Source organism: Armatimonadota bacterium (assembly GCA_013359125.1).
In the GTDB taxonomy this organism is placed as follows: Bacteria; Armatimonadota; Fimbriimonadia; order Fimbriimonadales; family GBS-DC; genus JABWCR01.
In genome coordinates, this window is the sequence record JABWCR010000001.1 from 161,945 (window position 1) to 187,308 (window position 25,364).

24 protein-coding genes and 1 tRNA gene are annotated in these 25,364 nt (G+C 58.7%); 18 read left to right on the forward strand and 7 right to left on the reverse strand.

Features of this window, described 5'->3' with window-relative positions; genetic code table 11:
* Positions 1-12 precede the first annotated feature (12 nt).
* The 9 genes from HUU60_00810 to HUU60_00850 all read left to right on the forward strand — a co-directional run bounded on the left by HUU60_00810 (position 13) and on the right by HUU60_00850 (position 9,419).
* Positions 13-1,779, forward strand: coding sequence for a BamA/TamA family outer membrane protein (locus tag HUU60_00810; protein NUL81247.1), 1,767 nt, complete (start codon positions 13-15; stop codon positions 1,777-1,779).
* A gap of 61 nt (positions 1,780-1,840) precedes the next feature.
* Positions 1,841-2,440 carry an OmpH family outer membrane protein gene (locus HUU60_00815; GenBank protein NUL81248.1) on the forward strand — a complete coding sequence of 200 codons (600 nt, stop codon included), beginning with the start codon at positions 1,841-1,843 and terminating at the stop codon, positions 2,438-2,440.
* Positions 2,437-3,417, forward strand: coding sequence for a hypothetical protein (locus HUU60_00820; GenBank protein ID NUL81249.1), 981 nt, complete (start codon positions 2,437-2,439; stop codon positions 3,415-3,417). Before HUU60_00815 ends, HUU60_00820 begins: the two co-directional genes overlap by 4 nt.
* On the forward strand, positions 3,414-4,439 hold the full coding sequence (lpxD, locus tag HUU60_00825) for a UDP-3-O-(3-hydroxymyristoyl)glucosamine N-acyltransferase (protein NUL81250.1): 1,026 nt from the start codon (positions 3,414-3,416) through the stop codon (positions 4,437-4,439). The genes HUU60_00820 and lpxD overlap by 4 nt, the downstream gene beginning before the upstream one ends.
* Positions 4,440-5,243 (forward strand): UDP-3-O-acyl-N-acetylglucosamine deacetylase, encoded by an 804-nt coding sequence (locus HUU60_00830; protein NUL81251.1) that lies wholly within the window; start codon positions 4,440-4,442, stop codon positions 5,241-5,243.
* The gene (gene fabZ / locus HUU60_00835) at positions 5,146-5,733 is read left to right on the forward strand and encodes a 3-hydroxyacyl-ACP dehydratase FabZ (protein NUL81252.1); all 588 of its coding nucleotides are present in this window, start codon (positions 5,146-5,148) and stop codon (positions 5,731-5,733) included. The genes HUU60_00830 and fabZ overlap by 98 nt, the downstream gene beginning before the upstream one ends.
* Before the next feature lie 15 nt (positions 5,734-5,748).
* Positions 5,749-6,549 carry an acyl-ACP--UDP-N-acetylglucosamine O-acyltransferase gene (gene lpxA / locus HUU60_00840; GenBank protein NUL81253.1) on the forward strand — a complete coding sequence of 267 codons (801 nt, stop codon included), beginning with the start codon at positions 5,749-5,751 and terminating at the stop codon, positions 6,547-6,549.
* Between the two features lie 9 nt (positions 6,550-6,558).
* Entirely contained in the window at positions 6,559-7,671 is a 1,113-nt protein-coding gene (gene lpxB / locus HUU60_00845; protein NUL81254.1) for a lipid-A-disaccharide synthase, read from the forward strand.
* Between the two features lie 20 nt (positions 7,672-7,691).
* Complete coding sequence (locus HUU60_00850) at positions 7,692-9,419, forward strand: ABC transporter ATP-binding protein (protein NUL81255.1); 1,728 nt, start codon at positions 7,692-7,694, stop codon at positions 9,417-9,419.
* Positions 9,420-9,421: 2 nt separating this feature from the next.
* On the opposite strand, the gene HUU60_00855 is transcribed toward HUU60_00850, so the two are convergent.
* A tRNA-Arg gene (locus HUU60_00855) sits at positions 9,422-9,496 on the reverse strand.
* A 28-nt stretch (positions 9,497-9,524) separates the two neighbouring features.
* Between HUU60_00855 and ruvC the strand changes: the two genes are divergently transcribed.
* Positions 9,525-10,007 (forward strand): crossover junction endodeoxyribonuclease RuvC, encoded by a 483-nt coding sequence (gene ruvC, locus HUU60_00860; GenBank protein ID NUL81256.1) that lies wholly within the window; start codon positions 9,525-9,527, stop codon positions 10,005-10,007.
* A gap of 331 nt (positions 10,008-10,338) precedes the next feature.
* Here ruvC and HUU60_00865 read toward each other — a convergent pair whose 3' ends face one another.
* A complete protein-coding gene (locus HUU60_00865) occupies positions 10,339-11,154 on the reverse strand; it encodes a TatD family hydrolase (GenBank protein NUL81257.1) in 816 nt (271 codons plus the stop codon).
* Between the two features lie 103 nt (positions 11,155-11,257).
* On the opposite strand from HUU60_00865, the gene HUU60_00870 reads away from it, so the two are divergent.
* From HUU60_00870 to HUU60_00880, 3 genes are all read left to right on the forward strand, one after another.
* Positions 11,258-11,872: a sigma-70 family RNA polymerase sigma factor gene (locus tag HUU60_00870; GenBank protein NUL81258.1), complete on the forward strand. Its 615-nt coding sequence runs from the start codon at positions 11,258-11,260 to the stop codon at positions 11,870-11,872.
* Positions 11,869-12,375, forward strand: a complete 507-nt coding sequence (locus HUU60_00875) for a zf-HC2 domain-containing protein (GenBank protein NUL81259.1) — start codon at positions 11,869-11,871, stop codon at positions 12,373-12,375. The genes HUU60_00870 and HUU60_00875 overlap by 4 nt, the downstream gene beginning before the upstream one ends.
* A gap of 112 nt (positions 12,376-12,487) precedes the next feature.
* Entirely contained in the window at positions 12,488-13,996 is a 1,509-nt protein-coding gene (locus tag HUU60_00880) for a trypsin-like peptidase domain-containing protein (GenBank protein NUL81260.1), read from the forward strand.
* Between the two features lie 36 nt (positions 13,997-14,032).
* Here the strand turns inward: HUU60_00880 and HUU60_00885 are convergent, their stop codons facing one another.
* Genes HUU60_00885 through HUU60_00895 form a run of 3 tightly spaced genes read right to left on the reverse strand, consistent with a single transcriptional unit; the run spans position 14,033 to position 17,360 of the window.
* Positions 14,033-14,839: an ABC transporter permease gene (locus tag HUU60_00885; GenBank protein NUL81261.1), complete on the reverse strand. Its 807-nt coding sequence runs from the start codon at positions 14,837-14,839 to the stop codon at positions 14,033-14,035.
* Complete coding sequence (locus HUU60_00890; GenBank protein NUL81262.1) at positions 14,836-15,768, reverse strand: ABC transporter permease; 933 nt, start codon at positions 15,766-15,768, stop codon at positions 14,836-14,838. The genes HUU60_00885 and HUU60_00890 overlap by 4 nt, the downstream gene beginning before the upstream one ends.
* Positions 15,768-17,360: a peptide ABC transporter substrate-binding protein gene (locus tag HUU60_00895; GenBank protein NUL81263.1), complete on the reverse strand. Its 1,593-nt coding sequence runs from the start codon at positions 17,358-17,360 to the stop codon at positions 15,768-15,770. Before HUU60_00895 ends, HUU60_00890 begins: the two co-directional genes overlap by 1 nt.
* Before the next feature lie 59 nt (positions 17,361-17,419).
* On the opposite strand from HUU60_00895, the gene ispH reads away from it, so the two are divergent.
* Genes ispH through HUU60_00915 form a run of 4 tightly spaced genes read left to right on the forward strand, consistent with a single transcriptional unit; the run spans position 17,420 to position 21,963 of the window.
* Complete coding sequence (gene ispH, locus HUU60_00900) at positions 17,420-18,355, forward strand: 4-hydroxy-3-methylbut-2-enyl diphosphate reductase (GenBank protein ID NUL81264.1); 936 nt, start codon at positions 17,420-17,422, stop codon at positions 18,353-18,355.
* Positions 18,327-20,039, forward strand: a complete 1,713-nt coding sequence (locus HUU60_00905) for a family 10 glycosylhydrolase (GenBank protein NUL81265.1) — start codon at positions 18,327-18,329, stop codon at positions 20,037-20,039. Before ispH ends, HUU60_00905 begins: the two co-directional genes overlap by 29 nt.
* On the forward strand, positions 20,036-21,067 hold the full coding sequence (gene aroF, locus HUU60_00910; protein NUL81266.1) for a 3-deoxy-7-phosphoheptulonate synthase: 1,032 nt from the start codon (positions 20,036-20,038) through the stop codon (positions 21,065-21,067). Before HUU60_00905 ends, aroF begins: the two co-directional genes overlap by 4 nt.
* A complete protein-coding gene (locus tag HUU60_00915) occupies positions 21,067-21,963 on the forward strand; it encodes a TIGR01777 family protein (GenBank protein ID NUL81267.1) in 897 nt (298 codons plus the stop codon). The genes aroF and HUU60_00915 overlap by 1 nt, the downstream gene beginning before the upstream one ends.
* On the opposite strand, the gene HUU60_00920 is transcribed toward HUU60_00915, so the two are convergent.
* Both HUU60_00920 and HUU60_00925 read right to left on the reverse strand, forming a co-directional pair.
* Complete coding sequence (locus HUU60_00920; protein ID NUL81268.1) at positions 21,938-23,062, reverse strand: TIM barrel protein; 1,125 nt, start codon at positions 23,060-23,062, stop codon at positions 21,938-21,940. The genes HUU60_00915 and HUU60_00920 overlap by 26 nt on opposite strands.
* Positions 23,049-23,657, reverse strand: coding sequence for a riboflavin synthase (locus HUU60_00925; protein NUL81269.1), 609 nt, complete (start codon positions 23,655-23,657; stop codon positions 23,049-23,051). Before HUU60_00925 ends, HUU60_00920 begins: the two co-directional genes overlap by 14 nt.
* A gap of 95 nt (positions 23,658-23,752) precedes the next feature.
* Between HUU60_00925 and HUU60_00930 the strand changes: the two genes are divergently transcribed.
* The gene (locus HUU60_00930) at positions 23,753-25,351 is read left to right on the forward strand and encodes a hypothetical protein (GenBank protein ID NUL81270.1); all 1,599 of its coding nucleotides are present in this window, start codon (positions 23,753-23,755) and stop codon (positions 25,349-25,351) included.
* Positions 25,352-25,364: the final 13 nt, after the last annotated feature.

The following is a 25,364-nucleotide window of genomic DNA, read 5'->3' on the forward strand; positions in this document are numbered from 1 at the left end:
GGAGAAGCGAAGGTGAAAAGGATATCAATCTGCTTGTTGTTTCTGACTCTGGCCGCATCGGCGATTGCTCAGGGACGAGTGGCCGAGGTCGTCATCCGAGGCAACAAGAATATCAATCAGCAGGCGATCTTGGCGACCATCCGGCTAAAGCCGGGCCAGACTTTCGATCGAGAGACGATGGAGGCAGACCGAGTCGCGATTCAAGCGATGGGCTACTTCTCTCGAGTTGCGGCGACTTCCGAACCGCTGGACGGCGGCGCGCGCGTGATTTTTGACGTTGTCGAGAACCCGCTGATCAAAGAAGTACGGATTATTGGCAATACCGTGATCCCTACGGCGGACATCTTGGCCGTGCTGACCAACAAAGCCGGGCAAGTGCTCAACATCAACGCCATCCGCGGCGACCAGACCCGGATCATGGAGCTTTACGAAAAGCAAAGCAATATCGGGCGAGTCGAAGACTACCGGCCTTCTGCGGACGACCCCGAGATCCTTGAGATTCTGATCGTCGAACTGAAGATCGGTCAGATTCGAGTGCGCGGCAATACCAAGACGCGGGCGGGGACGATCTTGCGGGAGCTAAAGTCGCAGCCAGGCAGTCTGTTTCAGGCCGAACTCTGGTCTCGCGACCTTCAACGGCTCTACAATTTGGACTACTTTGAGAGTCTCGAGCCGGAGATCGACACGCCGGAGCCTGGAGTTGTGGACATTACGCTGAATGTCAAGGAGAAGCCCACGGGTCGCATCAATTTGGGCTTTGCGATCGACTCGCGTCAGAGGCTAGTCGGCCTTCTGGAACTTTTTGAGACGAACTTTCGCGGACGCGGACAGACGATCGGCGTCAACCTGCAGAGCACCGGCGGACCGGCGGGCGCGAGCATCGAAGTGATGTACGGCGAGCCGTGGCTGGACAGCCGTCGAACCAGCATGAACGTCTCGGTTTACGATAAGTTGGTTTATCGGTTTACGTCTAATTTCTTTGGCGGCGGTCAAGTCGATCCGACGCAACAGCAACGGTATGACGAGCGGCGACGAGGCGTAACGCTCAGCTTTGCCCGTCCGATGGGGGAATCGAGAACGATCGGAGTCGGAATTCGCGGCGAAGATGTGCGCACCAATCAGATCGCCACGGACAATCAGACCGGGTTCATCCGCCAGGACGGCAGCATCGTCAGCGCGACTTTCCGCGGCATTCTGAATACTCGTGATTTTGATCTCGATCCGGCGATGGGTCGTTACATTGCGGTGGCGGTCGAGCCGGGCATTGCGGACATTCGAAACGTCGATCCGCAGTTTGTCAACGTTGTAAAGTTGGGACAGAGCACATTTGTCAAGGGCAGCTTCGACTATCGCATTTACTTCAGTCCCCAGGGTCGAAGAGAACGTCCGGACGACACGCGTCGAGTTTGGGCCTTTCGCGTCAACGTCGGAACGCTGACCGGCACGGTGCCGTTTTTCGAGCAGTTTTTTGTCGGCGGCGCCGAAACGCTGAGAGGCTATCCAGAAGATCGATTTTGGGGCAAGAACATGGCCTTGGCCAGCATCGAGTATCGCTGGCCGATACAAAAGGCTTTCACCGGCGTGTTGTTTGCCGACGTGGGCGATGCTTGGGGCGGCTATCCGACCGTCAACAACTTTACGCAGAAGTCGGACTTCTCGCCAAACGGGGCTGTAGGCTTTGGCGTGCGCGTTCGGACGCCGCTGGGTCCTATTCGAATCGACTATGGCATCGGTCGGTTCGGCAGTCGCACCCACATCAGCATCGGTCAAGTTTTCTAACTGACAGGTATTATCTTGCGGCGGAATCTGATACCGCCAAGCAGTCGATAGGAGGAGATGGATGCGAATAACATGGATGGCAATAGCCTTGGCCGCGCTGGTCGGCTCGGCTTCGGCTCAAGGCTTCGGCGTAGTGGATATGGCCAAAGTGGTCAACGAAAGTTCGGTCGCGAAGAAACGGCTTGGCGAATTGCAAGAGTTGGAGCGCAAATACAATTCCGTTCTTCAACAGATGGAACAGAACATCTTGATGACGCCGGACGAGCGAAAGACCTACTATGAAACGGCCATGCTGCCAGCGCCCAACGACGCTCAGAAGAAGGCGATGAGCGACATTATGAACTCGGCCAAGACGCGAGGGGACGCGCTGACGGTGCTACAGAACACGGCCACCCCTTCGCCGGAACAGACGGTGAGGCTGAACGAGCTGACCGCGCTGGCTACTCAGGGTCGAGAGCAGCTGCGAGTGTTGGCCGAACAACTCAATCAACAGCTTCAGGGGGAGTTGCAGAAGGGTCAGGACGAGGTGATGACACAGGTCAAGGCTGCTATCGCCGCGATCGCCAAGGAGCGGAAGCTCTCGGTCGTCTTTAACTCCACCGGCGTGGTCTATGCCGACAACGACATTACGGACTTGGTGATTCAGCGCGTAAGCAAGTGATCCGAATAGTTGGGGCGAGCTTTGCGCTGGTCGTCCTGTTGGTCGGATGCGGCAAGCGCGACAACGCCCAAGAGGCTTATATCGACTTTGACCGCGTTGCGCTCGTGCTCGGCGCGGACAAGGCGATGGCGCCTATCTTCGCCGAGGCCGAAGCCTGGAAGATGGGAGAATCGCTGATACCCGGCGCGCTGCCGGGCGCCTCTCTTGCCCTTCCATCAGTAGAGGCCGAGATCGATCGGGAGGCGTACCTCTCTCGGCTACGGGCCGCGCTGACAACCCTTGGTCGCGAAAGGGAATCGGCGCGAGAACGATGGTTGGCGCACCTTGAGAATCGTGCGGCTTACTTGGCTTTGCAACTGCCCCTGCCCGGCGCGATGGGAGCGGCGACCGGGCAGGCGGCTATCTTGGATGCCGGTTACCGCCGGGCCGTATTGGAAGACGCCGCCGAGCGAGCCTTGCCGCTGATGACCAAGCAGAAACTCTATCCTCCCGATTCTGAGGTCTATCAGACCCTTCAGCAGCAATTGGACGCCATCAATGCCGAGACGGCCATCTTGTTAGGGCTGGAGCAACAGTTGATCGAAGCAGAGGAGTCGATGCCTCTTATCGATCTTTCGAGCCGATCGCCCGAGGTTCGGCGATATGTCGAAGCAGAAAAGAAGTTGATCGACGAGAACCTCTCGACACCGATCAATCTGGACGAAGTCATCCAAAACGAGCGGAGCCGAGTCGCCGCGCCGCAGACGGTCGCGAGCGTCTCTCCGCCCGCATTGCCCAAGCTGCCGACCGAACTCATAAGAGAATCCCTTGCAAAAGTGGAGGCCGATTGGAAGATGGAATTGGACGGCCATGCGAGAAATCTGGCGGAAGAGTGGGCGAAGCGAGCAAACGTGAAGATCGCCTCAAATCGTTCGAAGAAGGACCGTACGGACGAATTCATCGCCTATCTTAAGGCTAATTGGGAGCCACTGCCATGACAAGATACCGCTTGGACGAACTCGCCGAGAAGATTGGCGGTACGGTTCGCGGCGACGAGAGCATCGAGATAGCGAGCGTAGGCGGATTGGACGATGTGAAGCCGGACGGGATCACCTTGGCCGGCGACCTTAGAAGGTTGGAACAGGCGGTCTCGTCTCCAGCGGCGGCCATAATCGCGCCTTCAGATGCGCCGAACGTTACAAAGCCCCTCATTCTTCATCCGTTGCCAAGATTGGGCTTTGCCAAGGCGCTCGAGCTTTTCATCCCGTGGCCGCGACCGTCTACGGGGATTCATCCGACTTGCATCGTTTCTCCCGAAGCCCAGATCGATCCGTCCGCCTCTGTCGGAGCGTTCTGCTATATCGATCCGGGGGCCATAATCGGCGCGAACACCGTGATCCATCCTCATGCTTTCATTGGTCAGGGGGCTAAGATCGGCCGGGATTGCATTCTCTACCCGCATGTAACGCTGATGCCGGACGTTAGCCTTGGCGATCGCGCGATCCTTCATCCGGGCGTTGTGATCGGCGCCGACGGGTACGGATACGTGCAGCACAACGGCGGACATTATAAGATGCCTCAGATCGGTACCGTGATCATTGAAGACGACGTGGAGATCGGCGCCAATTCCACGGTCGATCGTGCTACGACCGGCGCGACGCGGATCGGCGCGGGCACCAAGATCGATAACCTCTGCATGATCGCGCACAACGTGCAGGTCGGCAAGAACTGCCTCATCATCTCTCAGGTGGGTATAGCGGGCAGTTCTTCGATTGGAGACAACGTCGTGCTGGCCGGGCAGGTCGGGGTCAAGGATCATGTTCACATTGGCTCTGGAACGGTGATAGGCGCCAAGTCCGGCATTTTGGCCGATATTCCCGATGGCTCCGTATATTTGGGCAGCCCTGCAATTCCTCACAGAGAGTGGGCCGTCCAAGTTGCCGCATCGAAGAAGCTGCCGCAACTCTTGAAGCGGGTGGAAGAGTTGGAGCGCAAGCTCAATCAGAGGGAGCGAGACTGATTGGGAAGCACCCTACAGAGCGATGTCGCCCTAGAGGGCACGGGGCTTCACACGGGTCAGAACTGTCAGATTAGCCTTGTCCCTCAATCGAGCGGCGGCATTCGCTTGCAAATCGGTTCGGCCCAGTTTCCGGCGCGATGGGATTATGTGCTCGATACCGTGCGCTGCACTCGGTTGGGCGTTGGCGGCTCGAGCGTTGCGACCGTAGAACACCTCATGTCGGCTCTTTGGGCGCGGAGAGTAACCGATCTGCTGATCGAAGTGAAATCTGGCCAAGAGATCCCTGCTTTGGACGGTAGCGCCAAGGAGTTTTTGGCGGCTATCGATTCCGTAGGCTTAGAGCCGTCCGAAACCGAACCGGTTCGCCTTTCGTCTATTGTAGAGGTCGCGGACGGCGACCGAACGATGTCGGCGATGCCAGGGATCGGCATTGCAACGGTGGAGACCCAATTGCCCTGGGGGCCACAGAGAATCGAGTTAAGGATCGATGATTACGATAAGGAGATCGCACCGGCTCGCACTTATGGCCTGCTTCGAGAAGTCGAGGCGCTTCGAGCCCAAGGATTGGGGCTTGGGGGGACGCTTGACAACGCCCTCATATTGGACGAAAACGGGTACTATAATTCACCGCGCTTTCCCGACGAGCCGACCCGACACAAGGCGCTGGATGCGCTGGGCGATTTGTACCTGTGCGGCAGGCGGCTGGATGGATTCGATCTGGTTGCGAAGCAGTCGGGACACGCGCTGGCCGTGCGGTTGGCGCAGGCAGTCGGCGAGCGATTGGCCGAGCAAGGGGACTCATAACTTGACCGAGACGATTACGATAGAAGAGATTCGAGAGATCCTCCCCCATCGCTACCCGTTCCTATTGGTCGATCGCGTCTTAGAGGTCGTCCCGGGCAAGCGGTGCGTCGGCGTCAAAAACGTTACGATCAACGAGAGCTTTTTTCAGGGCCATTTTCCCGGTCAGGCCATCATGCCTGGCGTATTGATTTTGGAGTCGATGGCGCAAGTCGGCCTTGTAATGATGAAGTATCACTTGGACGAAGGCCGCAAGCTTGCAATGTTAGGCGGCGTGGACAATGCGCGATTTAAGAAGCCCGTCGTTCCGGGCGATCAGTTGATCAACGAGATCAACATCATATGGTTTCGCCGAGACATCGGCAAAGTATCTGCCGTTGCGAAGGTCGATGGAGAGATCGTCGCCGAGGCGGAGATTACTTTTGTGCTCGTGCCGCAAAACGAGAAAGAGCCCCATGCCAAGGAGGCCATGGCCAGCTCCGCCTCTGGATAGGAGGAAAGAGCAAGGATGCCACTCATTCACCCCTCAGCAATCGTCCATCAAAGCGCCGAGATTGCCGACGACGTCAAGATCGGCCCTAACGCGATCATCGGGCCCAATGTTTCGATCGGCGGCGGCAGCGTGATCGAGGCCAACGTCTATATCGACGAGAACACGATCTTGGGCGAAGACAATCATGTCTTTATGGGCTCGATCTTGGGCACGCCGCCGCAGGATCGCAAGTACAAGGCCGAGCGGACGTACCTAAAGATCGGCAGCCACAACCTGATCCGCGAGTACGTTACGATCCACCGCGCCAGCGGAGACGGCGAGTCGACCGAAATTGGCGACAACAACTTCCTTATGGCGACCGTGCACGTGGGGCACAACGCCAAATTGGGAAACAACATCGTCATCTCGAACGGCGTGGGCATCAGCGGCCACAGTATCGTCGAGGACAACGTTAACTTTGGCGGCATGACGGGCGTGCATCAGTTCGTCCGCGTGGGCAAGTATGCGATGATCGGGGGCATGAGCCGCATAACGCGCGATGTGCCGCCCTTTATGATCGTGGGCGGCAATCCGGCAGAAGTGCGCGGAATCAATGCGATCGGGCTGCGCCGCGCAGGGCTGAGCCAGGATGCGCGGGTCGCGCTTCAGACGGCATGCCGGCTTCTGTTCAAAGAAGACTTGAACATGCGAATCGCCATCGATCAAATCAGGGCGACCGTAACGATCTATCCCGAGGTCGAGTATCTGATCGAGTTTATGGACAAGACGCACGAAGGCCGCATGGGGCGCCAACTGGATCGTCCGCCCGGAAAGTAGCGCTTTTCAATGCGTTTCGTCATCCTATCGGGCGAGGCGTCCGGCGATCTGTACGGCGCCGACCTGGCCGAAGCCCTTTTTGACCGATACCCCGGCTGTCAAGTGGAAGGCATCGGATCGTCGCGCATGGAAGCGGCCGGCGTAACTCTATGGCACGACAGCCGAGATTGGGGCGCGATCGGCTTCTTGGAAGGTCTGAAGCTTTATCCGCGATTGAAACTCTTGCTCACCCGCGTGTTTCGGCGTTTGCGGGCCAACAAGCCCGATCTTTTCATCCCGATCGATTTTGGCGCGGCGAATGTTCGTTTGGCCAAGTATGCGCGCAAGCATGGGATCAAGACGCTTTACTACATGCCGCCCGGAAGTTGGCGCAAGTGGACTCAAGGGCCCGATCTGCCGCAAGCTGCCGATGCGATCGCGACGCCGTTTTCTTGGTCGGCCGAACTCTTGCAGGCAGCGGGGGCGCGGGCAGAATGGGTCGGCCATCCGTTGCTGCGGCTGAGCCGACCGACCTTAGATCGAAAGACGCTGTGCGAACAATTGGGATTGAGCGCCGACAAGCCGATCGTCGCGCTATTGCCCGGCAGTCGCAAGCACGAAGTATCGGCAATGGGGCCGCTCTTTCTGAAGACTGCGAAACTGATCCGGCAGAAACTTCCCGGCGCACAGTTTGTCGTCTCCCAGACCCGGTTCATCGACGAAGCGATGATAAAAGGGCACGAAGGGACTAGGCTCTACTCCGGGCCGGCGGTTAATATACTGGCTGCGTCGGACGCCGCGCTTTGCTGTTCTGGAACGGTTACGCTGGAAGCCGCGATCCAAAGGGTCCCCATGGTCATCGCCTATACCAGCGCGCTCATTCGATTGGAGGGGTTCATTCGCGAAAAGTTTATAAAACTGGCTCATATCGGCCTGCCCAACATCATTCTCGACCGGCGCGTCTGTCCCGAGTTTGTCATGCGCGAAGTCACAATCGAAAACCTCGCGCCCGCCATGTTAGAGATTCTATCAAATTCTGAGGCCAGACACCTGCAGATCGCTGCATTGTCTGAGGTTCGAAGCGCGCTGGACAACGGAGACAGCCGGGAGAACCTGATGCGCCTGATTGCCGAGCTTTTGTAGCAGGTATTCTTAGCCATCCCATGGAGAACTACGAGCGGCGATTGTGGCGATATGTGCGCGCTCAATGGCGTCCATTGGCCGTTGCGCTCGCTTGCTCTGCGGGCGCGACGCTTGTAACCCTATACATCGGCGACATGATCAAGCGCACGATCGACGCCATGACCGATGGAGACGTTCATCGGCTGAACATGGTTTGTTTGACAGTGGTCGGAGTGTTCGCCGTCAAGTGGTTCTTTAGCTACGGCCAGGTTTATTATATGTCGGTCTCGGCGCAGCGGATGTTGGCTTCGCTGCGGGCAGACATCTTCGCGCATCTTCAACGCTTGCCCCTGTCGTTTTTTAACAAACGGCGCGTGGGGGCCGTGCAGAGCGTGATCATCAACGATGTGCCGGTGCTTCAATCGGGCGTGCAGTTAGTGCGCGATTCGCTCGATTCGCCCTTGCGCATCATTGGCGGATTGGGCGTTGTTTTCTTCATCAACTGGCGATTGGCGCTACTGGCTTGCCTCTGCCTTCCGATGATCGCCTTTGTGATTTCGCGCATTGGCAAGCAGATACGCAGCATCACCCATTTGACGCAAGGCTCGTTGGCCAATATCACCGCCGTCGTGGAAGAGGTGCTGGCCGGAATTCGCACGATCAAGTCGTTCGCTATGGAGGATCGAGAGATCGAGCGGTTTGCGCAGCACAATCGCAACGTGCTGGAGACGACGCTGAAGGGCGAACGTCGCCGCGCCCGGCTGCGCCCCACGGTCGAGATGATCGGGGCGATGGGGATTGCGGCCGTGCTTTGGTTCGGCGGGCAAGAGGTCGCCGCTCGCAAGATGACCACGGGCCAACTCTTTCAGTTCCTTTTTGTGCTGCAGATGGTGGCGCAAGCGGCCAACGGCATAGGCAACATCCATGTAACGCGAAAGCAGGCGCTGTCGGCTGCCGAGCGGATTTTTCGAGAGGCTTTGGACGCGCCGCTCGAAAGGGCGCATCGCGGCGGACTCAAAGTGGACGACCTGCAAGGCCGGATCGAGTTTCAAAACGTCTCTTTCGCTTATCCGGACGGCTCGCTGGCGCTGGACGACGTTTCGTTTGTGGTCGAACCGGGCGAGATTATAGGATTGGTCGGGCGCAGCGGATCGGGCAAAAGCACGCTGGTCGATCTGCTTTTGGGTTTTTACGAGCCGACCGCCGGGCGCATCCTGATCGACGGCAAAGATTTGAAAGAGATCGACATCGAGAGCCTGAGGAGCCGGGCGGGAGTGGCGCCGCAGCACACCGTGCTGTTCGTCGCCTCGGTAGCGGACAACATCGCCTATGGCAAGCCGGGCGCCTCGCGAGAGGAGATCGAAGCCGCCGCCCGCGCCGCCCACGCCCACGAGTTTATCGAAAGATTGCCCGACTCCTATGATTCGCTGCTCGGCGACAAGGGCGCGAGGCTTTCGGGCGGCGAGAATCAGCGCATCGCGATCGCCCGGGCGCTGCTTCGCGACCCCAAGATTTTGATTTTGGACGAGGCGACCTCGGCGCTGGACAGCGTCTCGGAACGGTTGATCCAGCAGGCGATTTTGGAGGGCAAAGGGCGGCGCACTACTATCGTGATCGCGCATCGGCTGTCTACGGTGCAATCGGCAGATCGGCTGCTGGCGCTGGACAGGGGGCGGTTGGTAGAGACGGGCGCGCACGCCGATCTGTTGGCCAAGGAGGGCTACTATGCGCGGCTCTATCGGTCGTCGCTGGTGGAACAGGCCATATAGCATGGCGTCCCCGGCGGGAATCGAACCCACGCGCCTGGCTCCGGAGGCCAGCGCTCTATCCGCTGAGCTACGGGGACGCTTTAAGGCCATTTTACCCAAACGCAGATGATCATTTTAGGCATCGATCCGGGCACGGCGACGGTTGGATTCGGCCTCGTTCGCAAGGAATTGGGTCGGCTCGAGTTGGTCGATTTTGGGGTTGTGCGGACGCCTTCGACGCTATCGGACGAGCGGCGGTTGCAGAGCATTTACGAGGAAGTCGTCGGGCTGATCGAGAAGCATCGGCCCGAGCACATGGCAACCGAGAAACTTCTGTTCGGCGCGAACCGCAAGACGGCCATTCAGGTGGCGCGCTCGATTGGGGTCGTCATGCTGGCCGCCGCGCAGCATCATTTGGAGTGGTTCGAGTACTCGCCCGCCGAGGTGAAGCAGGCAGTAACCGGGTATGGGCAGGCAGAGAAGCATCAGGTGCAGTATATGGTGGCGAAGCTCTTGCGGCTGGACGCGTCGCCGAAGCCTGACGACGCCGCCGATGCTTTGGCAATCTGCCTGTGTCACGAGCGCCTGGCGCGTCTGCCTATCCGTTAGGGGGCGCGTTTCTTGCTCAAAGTTGTGCTACATTTTCGAAGATTCCCGTTCGCGCGAGAAGTTCGGGAGGGCGAGCGTCCCCGCGAGCCGAAGCCGCCAAACGGGAGGGCGAGCGTCCCCGCGAGCCAAAGCCGCCAAACGGGAGGGCGAGCGTCCTCGCGAGCCGAAATCGTCCCTCACGAACGGGATTTTTTCGAAATGTAGCACAATTTTGAGCACGAATCAAGCCAGGAGGGCGATCGTCCCCGTTTCTTCTGCCAGGCAGAAGCCTGGCGTTCCGTTTTAGCGGGAACCTACAGAAATGTAGCACAAATCTGAGTACGAATTGGGGCTATTGGGCGGCGAATCGAGGGAAGCAGGCATGGGCGTTGCGGGTCGTTTGGGCGGCGATGTCGGCCAGGGAAACGTCGCGCTCATGGGCAATTCGGGCGGCGATAATAGGGATGTATTCGGGGCGGTTGGTCTTGCCCCGGTAGGGCACGGGCGCAAGATAGGGCGCGTCCGTCTCCAGCAGAAGTCTATCCGCGGGCGCCCATCGAACGATCTCGCGCAGCTCTTCGGCTTTGGGGAATGTTACAACCCCGCCGATGCCGAGATAGAATCCCGCCGCTATGCCTCGTTGTGCGTGCATTAGGCTGCCCGAGAAGCAGTGCAGCACGCCCGAAAGACCGGGCAGGCGCTCGATCTCGTCCAGCATTTCGTCCCATGCGTCGCGGCAGTGCACGATGATGGGCAAACCCAGGTCGATGGCGAGGGCAGCCTGCGAGCGAAAAGCCGAGAACTGGTCTTCTGCGGGCGATAGGTTGCGATAGAAGTCGAGGCCGATTTCGCCCACCGCAACGACCTTTGTAGACCGGCAAAGACGCTCGATGTCTGCTTTGGAGGCATCGTTCCAAGAATGCGCGTCGTGCGGATGGATGCCGACGGCGGCAAATATCGGGTCAAATCGCTCGGCCAGTTCGACGGCGCGCTCGCTGCTGGCCAGGTCGAATCCAACGACGATGATCTTTTGGACGCCTGCGTTCTGCGCTTTCTGGATGCAGGTCTGGGCGTCATGGTAGAACTCGTCGTGGTTCAGGTGGCAGTGGGTGTCGATCAGCACGACTTTGATTATGGCGAATAGGCGACATGTACGCGCTTTGAACATATCGGCAAAACGTGTACACGATTCGCCCGAATCGCGTACATATCGGGAAATCCTCAAGTCCGGGAACTTCTTTGACGGAATCGGCGTAAAATGGATAGAGGCCATGAAAACAGCCATGGAATTAGAAAGGAGCGCGGCGAGCGCCACAACCTCCCGACAGGCCGAGTTCGAGGAGTTGGTCAGCCGATATTATCGGCAGGCCTACAATCTTGCCTATCGCCTGACGGGCAATGCCGCCGACGCAGAGGATTTGACGCAGGACGCGTTTGTCAAGGCGTATCGATTCTTAGATCGGTACGACCGTTCTTTGCCATTCATGAATTGGTTCAACCGCCTTCTGACCAATCTGTTCATCGACGATTATCGCAAGAAGTCCAAGGCTCGCTATCGATCGTTGGACGAGCCGTTGCGGACCGAAGAATCGCCGGAAGGAGTGTCGATGGAACTGACCGACCCGTCTCCCGGGCCGGAGGAGGCCGCGATTGCCCGTCAGTACGACGCGGTCATTCAAGAAGGATTGGCTCAGTTGCCGGCAGAATTTAGGACCGCCGTGGCCCTGGCGGATTTGGAGGGCTATTCTTACGAAGAGATCGCAGAGATCATGCGATGCTCGATCGGTACCGTGCGCTCTCGAATACATCGAGGTCGAAAGCAGTTGCGCTCATTCCTGGAGCGGCGGTGCCCCGAGCTTAGTGTAGAGCGAGGTGCAACGCAATGAATTGTCGTTTCGTTCAATCTCACCTTTCTGCCTATGTCGATGCGGAGTTGACCGGCGCGCACCAGATGGTCGTGCGCAGGCACCTTCACGATTGTCCCGATTGCCGATCCGAGTACGAGCAGCTTCGAAAGATCAAGCTTGTGTTGGCCGCTTTGTCGCCTGTGGTTCCCGGGCCTGGCGCGCAAGCGAGGTGCCTTCAGCGAGCGCTCAACTCCCCCATTGCGCCGACGGCTCCTGCTATTCGCATTGTATGGCCCGAGACGTTTTGGGGCAAAGTAGCGATGGCAGCGGCAGTCGCCTTTTTGGTGTTCGCATTGGCGCCCAGAGAATCGCGAACGTTGTCGGCGGGCGCGCAGCCTTCGACTGGATATAGCGGAGCGACCCAGGTTTGGCCCAATCAGCCGTCCTCCTGGGGAGCCAACCCTATGCCGTTTAGTAATCCACATGCTCACGATGTCCGATATCAATATCAGGTGCCGATCGCGCCGACTTTCGGATTCTGAGCCTGTTCAGCGAACCGACGCCGTATCTTCTGCGTATGTAGAGTACTTCAGGTAGAGCCGACCTTTCGGCTCGACCCCAAAATGCCAACAAGTGTGATTGAGGAGGTAACTCATGAACAAAAAACTAATCATGGCTCTGGTCGGACTGGGAGCCGCATTGGGCTTCGGCCTGGCCAAGTGGAGCGCTTTGCCTCCGCTCTCGTCCGTATTTGCTCAGGACGCTCGGACGATCAACTTCAGCCCGGAGGAGAAAGCGACGCTTTCGTCCATGGAGTCGGCGTTGACGCGAGTGGCCGATGCCGTGCTGCCGTCCGTCGTGCACCTGCGAGTTGAAAAGCGAACCGGCCGTGCGCCCACTATCGAGGACGATGGCGGCAACTCGGAGATTCCACAGGAGTTTCAGCGGTTCTTCCGCAATGTGCCTCAAATAGTTGAGGGGCAAGGCTCTGGAGTGATCATACGGTCGGACGGATACATTTTGACCAACGATCATGTGGTGAGCGGCGCCGACAGCGTTCGCGTTATCTTTCACGATGGCAGTTCGACCACGGGCAAAGTGCTTCGCGATCCCACGGGCGATCTGGCCATCGTTAAGGTGGAACGAAAAGGTCTTCCAGCAGCATCGTTGGGGGATAGCGGCACGGTCAAGCCGGGGCAGTTCGTATTCGCCATTGGCAGTCCGTTCGGCATATCTCAATCGTTCACGATGGGCATCGTTAGCGGCATAGGGCGCGAGCAGATGATCGGCGACAGCGGCGGTTCTGCTAGGCTCTATCCCAATTTGATCCAGACCGACGCGGCTATCAACCAGGGCAATTCTGGCGGGCCGCTTGTCAATTCTCGAGGCGAGGTCGTCGGTATCAACACGGCTATCGTCGGCAATCGATTCGGCGGAAGCGTCGGCGTTGGGTTTGCCATTCCGATCAACATGGCTAAGTTCTCGACCGCCCAGTTGATCGAGAAGGGCAAGGTGGAGCGAGGCTATCTGGGAATCACTCCAGAGGATGTAACGCCGGACGATGAGGACACCTATGGCGTGCCGAGGGGCGCGCTGGTGCGATCTGTGCAGAACGGATCGCCGGGCGCCAAGGCTGGTTTGCAGCCGGGCGACGTGGTGGCTGAGATCAATGGCAAGCCGATCCGAGGCGAAGGCGACCTGCGGGAGACCATTGCGATGCTGGCGCCCGAAAGCAAGGCCGCTTTGAAGGTCTTTCGAGACAAGAAGCCGACGATGTTGACGGTAACGTTGGGAGCGCGACCGGAGGACCCCGCATTGTCGAACAGAGGTCGAGCCGACGCTGAGCGACCCACCTCGACGACGAGCAACCTTGGCATCTCGGTTGCGCCTGTCAATGCCGAAGCGCGCTCTAAACTGGAAATGAGCGATAGCGATCCGGGCGTAGTCGTGCGATCGGTCTCTCAGAACAGCGAGGCCTCTCGCGCGGGGCTGATGCCGGGCGACGTGATCCGATCGGTAAACGGCAGGACGGTCCGAACGCCTGAGGAGTTTAAGGCCGAAACGGACAAGATTCGCTCGGGCAGCCAGGTTCGTTTGGTCTGCGTGAGGGCAATGGGCGACGGCGCCGTGATGCAGGTGCTGTTGTCGTTCCCGGCTCCTTAAAGCCTCATGACCTCTTCCCCGACGCCGGGGAAGAGGTCATCTCTTCATTTTCTGTTGCAGCCATTCTCCCACGAACGTAAAACTCATTACAACGAGGCTTAGCGACACGCACGGATAGATAAGCAGGCCAGGATTAGATCGCATCTGCTCTCGCGCTTGGCTGATCATCGATCCCCAAGACGGATAGGGCGGTTGCACTCCCAAGCCGATGAAGCTGAGCGCCGATTCGGCCAAGATCAGGCCTGCGATTTCGACCGTTGCGGCGGCCAGCGCCGCCCGGGTCAGGTGCGGGAGGATGTGGCCTCGCAGAATGGCCAGCTCTGAGACGCCGATCGACTTTGCGGCGATCACGAACTCGCGCTCGCGCAAAGTGAGCGTCATGCCTCTCAAGAGTCGGGTCATACTGGGCCAGCCGACAACGATCAGGGCAACAAAGACGCCCTTGATGCCCGGCCCGCTGATTCCGATGATCAGGATGGCCAGGAGGATGTCGGGAAAGGCGAACATGGCGTCGGTCGCGCGCATGGCAACGGTGTCCCATCGGCCTCTAAAGTAGCCTGCGGTCGTGCCGATCAAGAAGGCAATAAACAGGGCAACGGCCTCTACGCCTAAGCCAACGCCCGCCGACACTCTTGCGCCGTAGATGAGGCGGCTCAGCACGTCGCGGCCCAGTTCGTCAGTGCCCAGCCAGTGCAAGGAGCTGGGCGGGTCTAAGGGCCGATCTCGATTCTGCATGTCGTAGGGGTAGGGCGCGATATAGGGCGCAAAGAGCGCGCAAGCGAGAAATAGGCCCAAGATGACGAAGCTAAAGGCCACCACCCAATCGATCTTGCCGCGTTTCAACTCTTCTCGCCCCCTTGGCGAATGCGCGGGTCGAGCCAGTGATAGAGCAAGTCGACCGTTAGATTGACCAGCACGAACAGGGTCGCAAAGAGCAGAGTGGTCGCTTGGATGACCGGAAAATCGCGCTGCTGGATGGCCTGCACACCCTTGTAGCCCAGTCCTGGCACGCCAAACGCAGTCTCAACGATAAACGAGCCGGTCAACAGGAAGCCGAAACTGTTGCCGATGCCGGTTAGGGTAACGACCATCGAGTTGCGGAGCGCGTGCCGCCAGATTACTTCGCGGGCTGTCAGGCCTTTGGCATAGGCGGTGCGAATGTAGTCTTGCGAGAGAGCGTCCGTCATCGCGGTCCGCGCCAGCCGAGCGATCATCGCCATAGGTCGTGCGGCCAGAACGATGGCGGGCAGAACAAAGTACTCGGCGCCGTCCCATCCGGCTACCGGCAGCCATCCAAGTCTGACCGAGAAAATCAGGGCGAGCAACGGTGCGAGCACGAAGTTGGGCACAGTAACGCCCAGCAGGGCGACGGCCACGGCGATGCGATCAAGGGGCTTTTCTTTGTAGTAGGCGGCCGCCGAGCCCAGGGAAATGCCCAAGAGCGACGCGATCAGGATCGCGATCAGCGCCAGAGTCATGGTCGGGCCGAATCCTTGGACGATCACTTCGGAGACAGGTCTCTTGGAGTAGAACGAGAGGCCGAAATCGAACCGGACGGCGTTCTGGACAAAGTCGATGTACTGGATGTGGAGCGGCTTATCAAGGCCGTACTGGCTTCGCAATCGTTCGATCGTCTCGGGCGTCGCCTTTTCGCCCGCCATCAGCATGATGGGGTCGCCCGGGGCGAGTTGAGCCATCAAAAATGTAACGAGCGAGATGAACAGCAACGTCGGAATCAGCGCGAGCAGCCGTCGCCCGACGTATTTGGCCATTACTTCTTGTCGCGAACGATTTCGGTCGTTGTATGCGGCAAGTGCCCCATTAGGCTGTCCCGTATGCCCTGCACATAGGGTTTGATCAGCTCGATATCGCGTTGATAGTAGGTCGTGATCCAAGGGGCGTCGTCGATTGCGATCCGTTCGGCTTGGCGGTACATCGACATGCGCTTGTCGTGGTCGCGCTCTTTATCGGCCATATCGCAGATGCGATCGAACTCAGGGTTGCTATATCCGAGGGTGTTTTCCGGCGTGTCGGTGTGGAGCATGAGAGACAGAAAGTTCTGCGGATCGATGTAGTCTGCCGACCAACGGAGGTGATAGAAGGCCATCGTGCCCTTGTTGCGGGCTTCGAGGAACGCGCCCCATTCCATCTCTTGAAGTTGGACAGAGATGTTTAGATTCTTCTTCCACATGTCGGCGGCTACTTCGCTCACCTTGCGCAGGTCGGGCGTCTTTTCTCGGAAGGTCAGCGTCAGCTTGGGCAGACCTTGTCCATTTGGATAACCAGCGTCTGCCAAGAGTTTTCTCGCGCGCTCGGGATCGTACGGCCAGCCGGGGAAATCGGGGTCGTAGCCGGGAATGCCAGGCGGCAGGATGCCGTTCGCGGGTTTGTTGACATCCAAAAGAGCCACACGAGCGGCCTCTTTGCGGTCGAACGCGAGCGCCAGCGCCTGCCGAACTCGCTTGTCCTTGAACGGCTCGTAGGCCTGTTGATTGAGCGCAAAGTAGAAGACGGCGGCACGGTCAAAGAATTGAAGCTGTTTGCTGAGTACGGGGTCGCGCTGGTCGGCCTGGAGGTCTCCCTTCTGCACATCGACCAGATCGACTTCGCCTCGCTCGAACATTTGGTGGCGGATGGTAGCGTCTAAAACGATCGGCCTTTCGATACCGTCTAAAGTAGGCCGTCCGTCGTGATAGTCTTCGTTGGCTGCAAGGATCACCTTTGAGTTCTTTCGGTATTCCTTGAGCTTAAACGGGCCTGTGCCGACCATGTTTTCGGCCGTGATCTTGCCGCCGCCCTTCTCGACCTCTTCTTTGCACAAGGCATACCAAGTCGGATAGGTCAGTTTGGCCAAGAAGTAGGCTTTGGGCGCGTCGATCTCGATTTCGAGCGTGTAATCGTCGATGGCGCGTATGCCTCTCGTTGTGTCTGCTTGGCCGTTCATTCGCTCTTTGGCCCCGACCAGGTCGTTCAGGTACGTTCCGGCAGTGGGCGATAAGGTGTCCGGATCGAGGCATCGATCGACGCTATAGACAAAGTCCTCGGCTTTCAACTCGCGCCCGTTGTGGAACTTTACGCCCTGCTTGAGTTTGAAGGTGTAAGTTCGGCCATCTTCGCTGATCTCCCAGCTTTCGGCGATGTTCGGCATCAACTCGCTGCCGACTTCCCATCGGACTAACCCTTCGAAAACTTGGAACAGCATGTCGATGGTTGGGCCGTCCTCGACCAATGCGGGATCGAAGGTAGTCGGTTCTGTGGTAAGCGGATAGCGGAGCACGTTGCCAGCGGGCAACGAGGCGTCGCGCTTGCTGCAACCGGATATGAGCAGGGCGGCCAATCCGACCGCGATGACAAGCGATTTCATGGGGCTGCAGTTCGACGCAGGGCGCGGCCTTCCTACCTATCGGGTAGAATAACGGACCGATGGCAACGCAATCCATTGAGGCTAAGCCAAAGATGAAGGTCGTATTGGCCGAGGTTTTTGGCTACTGCTGGGGCGTCAGGCGCGCCGTCGACATGGTCGAGCAGGCGCGCCAAGCGTTAGACGGCGAAATCACCACGCTGGGCCCCATCATTCACAACCCTCAGGTGATCGAGAAGCACAAGACCATGGGCATCGGTTTTCGGCCCAATCTTGACGAGATTGGGGGCGGAACGGTAGTCTTGTCGGCGCACGGCGTCTCTCCAAGGGTTTCGGAGTTAGCGCGAGACAAGGGTCTGAACGTGATCGACGCGACTTGTCCTTATGTTACCAAGGTGCACCGGGCTGCCAAGAAAATGGCGCAGGAAGGGTATCAGATCGTCCTGGTGGGCGATCATGGTCATACCGAGGTCAAGGGCGTTCTGGGCGCGATCGAGCAGGTGGGCGGCGAGATTTACGTCGTTTCGAAGCCGGAAGAAGTGGCCGAACTGCCTTTAGGGCGAAAGGTGGGCGTGGTTACCCAGACGACGCAGACCGCTGCAAACTTTGGCGCGGTGTTGGCGGAAGTGGCCAAGCGAGCCTACGAGGTGCGGGCCTACAACACCATATGCGGAGCGACGGACGAACTGCAGGCCGCGGCGGAGAAGCTGGCCAGCGAAGTCGAGGTCGTCATTGTCATTGGCGGACGCCCTAGCGCCAACACGCGGCGCCTGCGCGACATCTGCGAAAAAGAGGGCGTGCCCGCTTACCATATTGAAACGAAGGAAGAGATTCAGAGCGAGTGGCTGCAGGGGAAGAGCGTTGTGGGCGTTACGGCGGGCGCTTCCACTCCGGATTGGCTTGTGGACGACGTGATACGCTACCTCTCCGATGGGGAGCAGCGCCTGCCCGAACGGCGGTTGTTGGCGGATGACGAGGTTCAGTCTGCCTACCATTAGAGCGGCGCTGGCCGTTCTAATCTCAGTTTCATGCGCCATGGCCGGCCAACCCGAGTTCCGAGGCTTCTGGGTCGATGGATTTAACGAAGGCTTTCGCAATCCTCAAGAGACAGACAACTTAATCCGGCGCGTCCGCGCGGCCAACTGCAACGCTGTTATCGTGCAGATGCGCAAGCGGGGCGACGCGCACTATTTTTCTCTGCTCGAGCCATGGGCGGCCAATCATCAAGAGGGCTACGATGCGTTGACGGATCTTATCGCCAAGTGCAGAGCCGCTGAGCCGCGGATTCAGGTGCACGTTTGGACGAACTGCCATCCCATCTGGCCAGCAGCCAGTTGGCCGCCCGATCCCAAACACGCATTAAACCGAATGCCGGAGATTCAGACCGAGGATGTTGACGGCAACCGTCGGACGGAAGTTGGCTATGGGTTGGATTGGGGTCATCCACAGGCGTCGGATTGGCTTTATCGGGTCTATATGGACATTGCCCGTCGGTTCGATGTGGACGGGTTGCATTTTGACTACATTCGCTATACCGGCGAGCAGTGGGGCTATAACCCGGTCAGCGTCGAGCGATTCAATCGAGCTCATGGACGGTCGGGCATTCCTGCCAAGGACGATCCGGCGTGGAAGCAGTGGCGGCGGGATCAGGTAACCCAATTGGTGCGCAAGATCTATGTGGGCGCCGCGGCCGTCAGGCCCTCGATCGTCGTCAGCGCGGCCCTGATTACTTGGAACAACGGCCCCGTTCGGGATGAGGAGTGGACGAACAGCGCGGCCTATCGAGCGGTCTTTCAAGATTGGCGCGGCTGGATGGAAGAGGGCATCTTGGATTTGGCCATTCCAATGGTTTATTACGCTCGGAGCAACGAACGGTACCGCGGCTGGTACGAGAACTGGGTGCGTTTTATCCTGCGACATCAGTATGGCCGTCGGGCTGTCATCGGGGTTGGCAATTACTTAAACTCGATCGAGGATACGATTTACCAGATTGGGTTTGCGCGAGAGGGCGGGAAGGCGCTGGGCGTCAACTTCTTCTCTTATGCGGCGACACGGCGAGAGGGAACGGAGTACGCCATGCACGACGAGGGTTTCTATAAGGCGATGGGCGATTACTTTGGTCCGCCAGTACCTGCCCCAGAACTTCCGTGGAAAGTCGAGCGGACGGTCGGCCATCTGCGCGGCGCGATCGTCAATGGCGACTTGGAACCGTTAGATTGGGTCGAAGTACGGCTTACAGATCGAGACAGCAGGGTCCGGACGACGCGCACGGACGGATGCGGCGCTTATGCGTTTGCCAACTTGCCGCCCGGTCGATACCGTCTTCAAGTGGGAGAGATCGACAGCGTTTTCTTGGTTTCCGAAGGATTAGTCTCGACCGTCAATCTCTTGACGGACAGAGAGAAGTTAGTGAGCAACATCGACGACTTGCCGGGTGTGAAGAAGGGCTCGGACGTTGTGCTGATGGACAAGCGGGTGGTCTTTGCCGACGTGGAGTTGGGGCAGATCATCGTCGAAGATCTCATGGGGAGCAAGCGGCTCACCGTCGGTGCTCGCACCAAGATACCGCTAACGCAGGGCGATCTCGTCGCGTTATCTTTCAAGGCGGGCGATTCGGCTGCAAAGGTACAATTCCTGACGGCAGATAGGCCCGCCAATGCAGCGCAGGGGGGCGGACGATGATAATCGCAATGGGACACGGGGCGACGGAAGATCAGATCAGGGCGGTGCTTGAGCGCATTCACGACGAAGGGCTCAAGACCGTAACGCTGCCGGGCGGGGATCGGATCGCCATCGGCATCCCCAGCGCGATCGAACCGGACGTACGGGCGCGTTTGGACGAGGCTCTGAGCGCGATGGACGGCGTCGATCATGTCGCGCACGTCTCTCGCCCGTACAAATTGGCCGGCAGAGAGTTTCATCCGCAGATGAGCATCGTGCGCATCAATGGCGTAGAGATCGGGGGCGATCGTGCCGTTGTGATGGCCGGGCCGTGCGCGGTCGAGTCGCACGAACAACTGTTGGAGGCCGCGCGCGCGGTGAAGCAGGCCGGAGCCAGTATCTTGAGGGCGGGAGCGTATAAGCCGCGCACGTCGCCCTACTCCTTTCAGGGTCTGCACGACAAGGGTCTGAAAATTCTGCAGGAGGTCGCCAAGGATGTCGGACTTTTGTCCGTTACCGAGGTGATGGGGCCGGGCGATGTGGAACTCGTTGCCGAACATGCCGACATCCTACAGATCGGCGCGCGCAACATGCAGAACTATCCTCTGTTGATTGCGGCTGGCAAGACGCAGAAGCCGTTGCTGCTCAAGCGGTCTCCCAGCGCGACGATCGACGAATGGCTAGGCTCGGCCGAGTATCTTCTGGCTCAAGGCAACGAGCGAGTGATGCTGTGCGAGCGGGGAATTGTTGCGATCGATCGCACCTACGCCCGAAACACGCTGGATTTGAACGCGGTGCCAGTGATCAAGCAGCACTCGCATTTGCCGATTATCGTCGATCCCAGCCATGGCACGGGGCATAGTCGATATGTGGCTGCGATGGCTTTGGCGGGATTGGCGGCGGGCGCGGACGGTCTGATGATCGAGATGCATCCCCATCCCGAGAAGGCGCTTTCGGACGGCGCGCAATCGCTGACGCCAACGGCCTTTGCCGAATTGATGGCGCAAGCCTCGCAGCTGTGCCAGACGCTAGGCCGCACGCTTGGTTGATGCGGGCGATCATTCTGGGCGGCTCGGGATTTATCGGTCGAGGTCTAGAGAACGGGTTCGACGAGCGGGGATGGGAGACTTTCATCTTAACTCGGCGCGAGCCGAAACGCCCAAACGAAATCCAGTGGGACGGGGTATCGGGCGCCGCTTGGGCTGACTTGGTCGACGAATCGACCGTCCTTGTCAACTTGGCAGGTGCGTCCGTCGCGCAACGGTGGACGCCCGTTGTGCGGCAGTTGCTGAAGGACAGCCGCGTCTTGCCGTCCAAGGCGATGGTGGAGGCTTGTGCGGATCGGCGTCCTGCGATGGTCGTACAGGCGTCGGCCATTGGGATCTATGGCCCGTCGGGAGACGAGGCGACGGAGGATACTCCGCCGAGCGACGACTTTCTAGGTCGGTTGGCAGTCGAGTGGGAGGAGGCTTCTGCTCCATTCGACCAGATGGGCGTGCCACGGGCGATTGCGCGGATCGGCATCGTGTTAGAGAAGGACGGCGGAATGCTGGGGAAGATGGCGCCGCCGTTTAGATTCTTCGTCGGGGGGCCGTTGGGCAACGGACGGCAGTGCATTCCGTGGGTGCACCGCGAAGATTTGGTTCAAGCGTTGCTCCTCATGATCGATAGACGGCTCGCCGGGCCTTACAACATTGTCGCGCCCAATCCGGTCAGTATGGACGAGTTTGCCCGAACATTGGGCAAAATATTGGGGCGTCCTGCACTTTTTCGAGCGCCTGCGTTCGTTCTGCGGGCGATGTTTGGCGAGATGGCGGACTACACGATCCTAGCCGGTCGGCCTGTCAGCGGACAGAAGTTGACGGATGCCGGTTTTCAGTACCGATACGAACGGCTTGAGGAAGCATTGAGGGCGATCTTTAGCCGTTCATCAGAGGCCGCTTGACCGTATCGATAACGACGGTTGCGTCTCCCGTCGCTCGCGCCGTTGCCAATCGAGCGCGGTCGCGATAGATCAGGAGCGCTTTTTTCATCGTGTTGGCAAAGAGTTCTCGGCTGAGCGCCATAGACTTGACCGGGTCGGTGCGATAGGTGAACTGGTCCTCGCCGAACCAGCCGTCGTAGCCCGTGTCGATGGCCGCGTAGCAGAACTCGGCCAGTCGCCACAGGTCGTCTGTGCCGGTAATGCGATCCTCGTCGTTCGAGTTGTACTTGGCCGCATTGATGTGAAAGTTGTTGATAGGCACTCCGATGCGTCTTAGCAGGTAGAGGCTGTCTGCAGGAGTGTTGCCGACCATCTGTTCATGGCCATAGTCAATCACAACGCCCATCGCGTTTGCGCCAAGCCCTTGGTTGACCAGATGCGCCGCCCAGGCCGCTTTGGCAGTCGTGTTCAGGATCATATTGCCCTCGCGCGGCTCCTTTTGCTTGGCTTCGACGCTGAACTTGAGGCCCTTTTCGCTCGCAGCCTTAGCGATTTGGGAGCAACCTTCCAAAAACCAGTCGAACTGCCTGCCGTAATCGACCTCGAAACAGTAGTCCCAGCCGTCCGATCCGGGCCACAGTTGCACCATCGGGCATCCCATTCGCTCGGCGAGGCCAACGACCTCTAGACAATATTGGATTGCTTCATAGCGTCGCGTGGGATCGGGATGGGTGATGCCCCCAACGCGCCACTTTGCATGAGTCCAGACATTGATGTTCATGTTGGTGGCGATCACGTTTTGGGTTTCAAGAACGTGTTTGGCCGCTTCTTCCAGCTCTCTATCGAACGTCAAATCTTTGCGTCGAAAGAGCGTGTCGCTCAGTTCGATGCCCTCGACGCCCGCTTCAGAAACGCGACGGATGTCGTGCAGAACCCCGTGCTGGAACTCAGGATCCTCGGTATAGGATTTGCAGAACCGGTCGGAGAAATCGCCCGCGCACCAATGGCCGGCAGAGAATCGAATGTCGAAGGTCTTCAAGAGTTCGGTTACCCGGTCGCCTTCTAGGTAGCCGGAAAAGTCGGTCTCCAATCGTGCCAGGTTGCTTTCAGTCGTCTGCATCGGTCGCCTCCTTGTTCAGCAGCCTTTCAGCATACCGCGCCAGCACGTCGGCTTCAAAGTTCAGGGTGTCGCCTTGTCTGCGGTCGCTTAGATTGGTAACGTCCCAAGTAGTCGGCACGACCCAAACCGAAAAATTTGCCTCACAGACCTCTGCGACGGTCAGACTGATGCCGTCCAATGCGACCGATCCTTTTCTCGCGACATATTTGGCAAGGCTTGGGTCTTGCAGGCGCATTTTCAATTCGCGCCCGTTTCCGTGTTCATCGATAGCGATCAGCTCAGCTAAGCCATCGACGTGCCCCATGACGAAGTGGCCGCCGAGTCGCGAGGTCGGGGTAAGGGATCGCTCAAGGTTGACCCGAGCGCCGATGTCGATCGTGCCGAGGTTGGTCAAGCGCAAGGTCTCATGAACGGCGTCGAAAACAAGCGTTTCCGAGTTACAGGCCACAACCGTCAGACAGACGCCGTTCACGCAGACGCTGTCCCCTTTGTCGCACGGATAATCGGGGGCCGCGATTGCCAGCCGAGCCCCGCCGCCTTCGTTTGCAGCTCTCTCGATGAGCCTGCCCGTTCTTTCAACAATTCCGGTGAACATTCGGAAAATATTCTGACATACCGTGCTATAATCTGAGTTAGGTCGGCATTAACAGATTCGGCATCAAAATCTATCGCTCAGGAGGGCGAACAATCATGCGGTGGCATAAAAGTTTCATCGCTTCGATGCTGTTGTCGGCCGCGGTCTGCGCGGCCATCGCCCAGCCGTTCATCAACGGGACAGGCTTCGAGCCTCCCGCCTACCTTGGAACGCAGTCGGGACAGATTTTGACCAACCAGGATGGTTGGTTTTTGCCCGCTGGCAGCATGGACTTCTCCGTCTATCGTTACGCTGGAAATGGGCTCAGCCTGGCTAACAACCCGCAAGGTCAGCTTCAGTTTATCGCAGCGCAGAACCAGGGCAACGGCCTTTTTCCCAGGGCGCAACGCTTCTTCAACTTCTCCCAAGGCGACGTGTGGACCCTTTCGTTCCATACCGCAGCGCACTACCTAGGGCCGATAGGCTTCAACGCGAACAACCTTTCCAGTTTTTCGTTACAGCCATTGCCAAATCCAGCAAGTCCAACGACCAAGGCGTTCATTGGACTGAACGTTTGGGCGGCGCCGAACTCGGACGAGAACGCTGGGTGGTATGCGGCCATCTTGGCCTACAACGCGGCCGGGGGCCAATACGACGCGGACCCAGGGACGCCAGAGCTTGATCTCCCTGCGATTGGCCCTTTAGCGATCAATCGCTGGCACCGCCATTCCTACTCGTTCAGCCTTTCGACGAATCGGTTCCTTCACATGTCGATCACCGACTTAGACACGAGGGCCGTTGTCGTGATGCGGCCGACCGACATCTATTTAGGCGGCGGAGCGGCCTCGACCTTGCCCAATCCCGACCAGTTCCGTTTCTTTGTAGGCGGCGGCACCGGTACATCGCCCGGAAATATCATGGCGTGGGACAACGCGGTCTTTGTTCAAGGCCCGGCCATTCTGCCTGGCGACGATCACCTTCGCACCGTTGCAGGCAGCACTGCGGACATCCCCGGAATCGGCACAGTCGAGTTCAGGGGGATTCCCGACCTCGTGACGTTCGGCAATGCTGACACGTTAGTGAGGCGTCTAGATGCAGCGTACTTGGCAGGGGCCGGCACCGAGGATGTTGTGCCGATCGAGTTTGTCCAGTTGCACCTTCAGAGCGTCAATCCGGTTCCGTTCAACGGCACGCTGTACGACGTGTTTGTGAAGTTGGATCCGGATCAGCGATCGTTGGGCACGGCGACGATTCATCAAAACGCTGCCAACGACAACGGAGCCGCGCCGGAGGGCACGATTCACGTCGAGTTCCACCTCAACACCGATGTGCTGTTCCGCGCGGTCGATAATCCGAACAACCAGTTCAGCATGAACATCGACAATCAGCGGTTCCATAGCGAGGTTCCGTCCGATTGGAGCTACGATCCCCATCCGCCCTTTCCCGGCTCGTCTAAGTTTGGTTTGGTCGGCCCGGTCGAAGAGAAGCACTTCGAGATGGAGTGGTATCACAAGGTCAGGCAGGCTCAATTGACGGGCGCTGGCGATGCGAACGGCAACGGCTGTGTGGACGACACCGATCTGGCTATTGTCCTCGAGGCTTTTGGCAAGAGTTGTCCGTTAGGCTACCGTTGCATCGGCGATGTAAACCAGAACGGCATCGTGGACGACGTTGACCTGGCTATCGTGCTAGAAACTTTTGGACAAGGGTGTTAGTCGGGAACTGGCC